We start from the raw sequence: 2,815 nt of genomic DNA, 5'->3' as shown, positions 1-2,815 counted from the left end.
GCTCTCCTACCAGTCCTGTGGCCGCTGCCAGCACTGCCGAGAGGGGCGCCCCGCCCACTGCGTGCACTTTTACCTGCTGAACTTTGGATTCCAGCGCCTAGACGGCAGCAATGCGCTGCATCGCAGCGGTGTTCGCGGGCATTTTTTCGGCCAGTCTTCGTTCGCCACCCACGCCCTGGCGACCGAGCGCAATCTCGTCCAGGTTCCCGAGGATTTGCCCCTGGAGATGCTGGCGCCGCTGGGGTGCGGAATGCAGACCGGAGCGGGCACGGTGATGAATTCGCTGCAGGTCCCCGAGGGGGCGAGCATCGTCGTTTTTGGCACGGGGGCTGTAGGCCTGGCTGCGGTCATGGCCGCTCGCCTTGTTGGTGCGAATCCGATCATCGGCGTTGACATCCTCCCCGCGCGGCTCGCCCTTGCTCTGGAGTTGGGCGCAACCCACGTGATCGACAATCGCCATGAGGACATCTCCGCCCGTATCGGTGAGATCACCGGCAGCGGTGTCGACTATGTACTGGAGATCACTGGCGACGCGAAGCTACATCAGCTTGCCATCGATATATTGAATCCGGGTGGCGCTATGGCACTCATCGCCAGCCCGGATGACGCCCATGCGCTGCCCGGGGGACGGAAAACCATCGGCATCATCCAGGGCGACGCCATACCGCAAGATTTCATTCCGAAGCTGATCGGGCTCTATCGGGCAGGGAGATTTCCCTTCGACCGCCTGGAGAAATTCTACGACTTCGGCGATATCAATCAGGCCATCGCCGATGCCAGAAATGGCCACACCATCAAGCCCGTGCTGCGGATCGGTGTGGGGTGAGGTGGGTGGGATGGTCGGGGAACCTCTGTAATCCGGGAAAGGTGTGATTCCCCGCAGCCGAGCTGCGTTATGCCAAGGCACAGAATGAAGTGGGCGGTAAAAAGGAGTGTTCAGGGGGGCAGTTCGTGGAGCGTGGCGTAACCGCGAGTACGGAAGTCGACCACTCCCCCGCTGGGTGGATGCCCAGCAGCGCCAGGCGCGCCGATATTGCGGCGCTTTGTGCCGCAGAGGTTCACGACTACCAGCCGCTGCTGGATTTGTGCGATCTTGAACTGTGAACCCGCTGCGTCAGGCCCGCCTGAGGCAGGGTGCCTCCCCCCAGACTTCAGGGTTAGACCAACACGTTAGGCTGGGCGAACGTCTTCAGCCTGCAGGCCCTTGGGACCGCGCGTGGTAGTGAATGAAACCTTCTGACCTTCCGCCAGCGACTTGAAACCGCTACCCTGAATAGCGGAGTGATGCACAAACACGTCCTCCTTACCATCATCCGGCGTGATGAAGCCAAACCCTTTGCTATCGTTGAACCACTTTACCGTACCTGTTGCCATGACTGATTCCCTTCCATGCATTTTTAGATAAGGCAATTTGCCTTGTAAAAATCTTATGCTGACATCGACTTAAACGCAATCAAAATGGGCGTTACAGATGCCGGGTGTGAGAAATCTATGCCGTCTTCAGCGGTATGAAACTCGGAGATAACCGTTATATCTCCGGCATACCCTCATCGGTACAAGAATCTGAATGCTGCGGCACGATGCGCGGCCTGAAGTCTTCTGCAGGGCGCCCTGTGGGAATGTTACAAACATAATAATTGAAAGGTCGCTCTTCGAGGTTACGGCAGCGACTCTACGCCAATTTCAGAATTGATCCTGCGGCAAGGTGGCGGCACCCACCAGTACAGCGCGGCGCACCAGCGTTGCGAGCAAGGGTAATTTGTAGGCATTCTGCGTTAAGGATATTGCCCCCGCCAGCGCCGCCTCTCCCGCTGCTTCCGCCGTTTTCCCGCTGATCTTCACCCCCGTCAGCAAGGCTTCGGCCTGTCGCACCCGCCACGGAGCCGGCGCCGCTGCGCCGAGCACAATACTCGCCTGCCGGCAAAGATCGGCCGCGTCGATATCCAGCACCACTGCCACGGCCGCAAGGGGCCAATCGAAGGCTTCCCGTTCAGCAACTTGGAGATAAATGGAGCGATTGGTCTGTGTCTGGGGCGGCAGCCATACCGCCGTCAGGATTTCTTCGGCCGCAAGAATGTTTTCCCGGTGCATATCCGTTTCCGGCAAAACGAAAAAATCCTCCAAAGGAAGCATACGTCGCTGGCCCTGGGGCTGGAGAAGTTCCACCTGCGCGTGAAAAGCCAGGAGCGCGGTGGCTGGGGTAGAGGGATGGACAATGGCGCAGCCGTGGTTGCCAAAAACGGCGTGGTAGCGATTGTCGCCCGCAAAGGCGAAGCAGTGTCCGCCGCCCTTGCGCAGGCAGTGATGGGCGGTGGAGCGCAGGTACCAGCAGCGCGGTCGTTGCAGTAGATTTCCGCCCAGGGTGGCGCGGTTGCGGATTTGCGGGCTGGCTGCCGGAGACCAGGGTGTGTGGCGATCTGGGCCAGGGTTGTCAGGGCGCCGATGCGCAAGCTGCCGTCGTCTCCGTGGGAGATGCCCTGCAGTTCCGCCAACTGGCTGATGTCCATCAGGCACCTGGGGTTGACCAGGCCTTCCTTCATGAGATCCAGCAGGTCCACCCCGCCGGCTTTCACCAGAACAGCTTGTTGTGCGCTCGGCGTGCCTTGCAGCGTGAGCATCGCTTCGGCCGTGGTCTGGGTAACGAGGGTGGCGGCTTCCTCCGGCGACCGGGCCTGTTGCCATTGGAAGGCTTCCATCAGCGCGGCTCTCCGCCTACGGCACCGAGGGCATGGAGTACCTTTGCGGGCGTCATGGGCAAGGAGCGCAAGCGCACGCCGATGGCGTTGTGGACGGCGTTGGCGATGGCGGCGGAGGA

4 protein-coding genes and 1 pseudogene are annotated in these 2,815 nt (G+C 60.7%); 2 read left to right on the top strand and 3 right to left on the bottom strand.

What is annotated here, in order from left to right:
- Together Q0C48_RS14320 and Q0C48_RS14315 are read left to right on the top strand one after the other, a co-directional pair.
- On the top strand, positions 1 to 826 hold an 826-nt coding region (locus tag Q0C48_RS14320), incomplete at its 5' end, for an NAD(P)-dependent alcohol dehydrogenase (protein WP_291525511.1).
- A gap of 125 nt (positions 827 to 951) precedes the next feature.
- Positions 952 to 1,104: a hypothetical protein gene (locus tag Q0C48_RS14315; RefSeq protein WP_291525509.1), complete on the top strand. Its 153-nt coding sequence runs from the start codon at positions 952 to 954 to the stop codon at positions 1,102 to 1,104.
- Positions 1,105 to 1,170: 66 nt separating this feature from the next.
- Here Q0C48_RS14315 and Q0C48_RS14310 read toward each other — a convergent pair whose 3' ends face one another.
- The 3 genes and pseudogenes from Q0C48_RS14310 to Q0C48_RS14755 form a co-directional block, all read right to left on the bottom strand.
- Positions 1,171 to 1,374 carry a cold-shock protein gene (locus tag Q0C48_RS14310; RefSeq protein WP_291525507.1) on the bottom strand — a complete coding sequence of 68 codons (204 nt, stop codon included), beginning with the start codon at positions 1,372 to 1,374 and terminating at the stop codon, positions 1,171 to 1,173.
- A gap of 309 nt (positions 1,375 to 1,683) precedes the next feature.
- Complete coding sequence (locus Q0C48_RS14305; protein ID WP_291525505.1) at positions 1,684 to 2,091, bottom strand: hypothetical protein; 408 nt, start codon at positions 2,089 to 2,091, stop codon at positions 1,684 to 1,686.
- Positions 2,092 to 2,094: 3 nt separating this feature from the next.
- Positions 2,095 to 2,696, bottom strand: a pseudogene (locus Q0C48_RS14755) (FAD binding domain-containing protein); the annotation flags it as partial.
- Between the last annotated feature and the right edge of the window lie 119 nt (positions 2,697 to 2,815).

This window comes from Acidithiobacillus sp., from assembly GCF_023255755.1.
In the GTDB taxonomy this organism is placed as follows: Bacteria; Pseudomonadota; Gammaproteobacteria; order Acidithiobacillales; family Acidithiobacillaceae; genus Acidithiobacillus.
Note: the sequence above shows the minus strand (reverse complement) of the source record. Positions and strands in the feature narration are given on the sequence as shown.

Excerpts from the sequence above, each read along its gene's own strand:
- Q0C48_RS14310 (WP_291525507.1), bottom strand. The coding sequence starts at position 1,374 with ATGGCAACAGGTACGGTAAAGTGGTTCAACGATAGCAAAGGGTTTGGC.
- Q0C48_RS14305 (WP_291525505.1), bottom strand. The coding sequence starts at position 2,091 with ATGCACCGGGAAAACATTCTTGCGGCCGAAGAAATCCTGACGGCGGTA.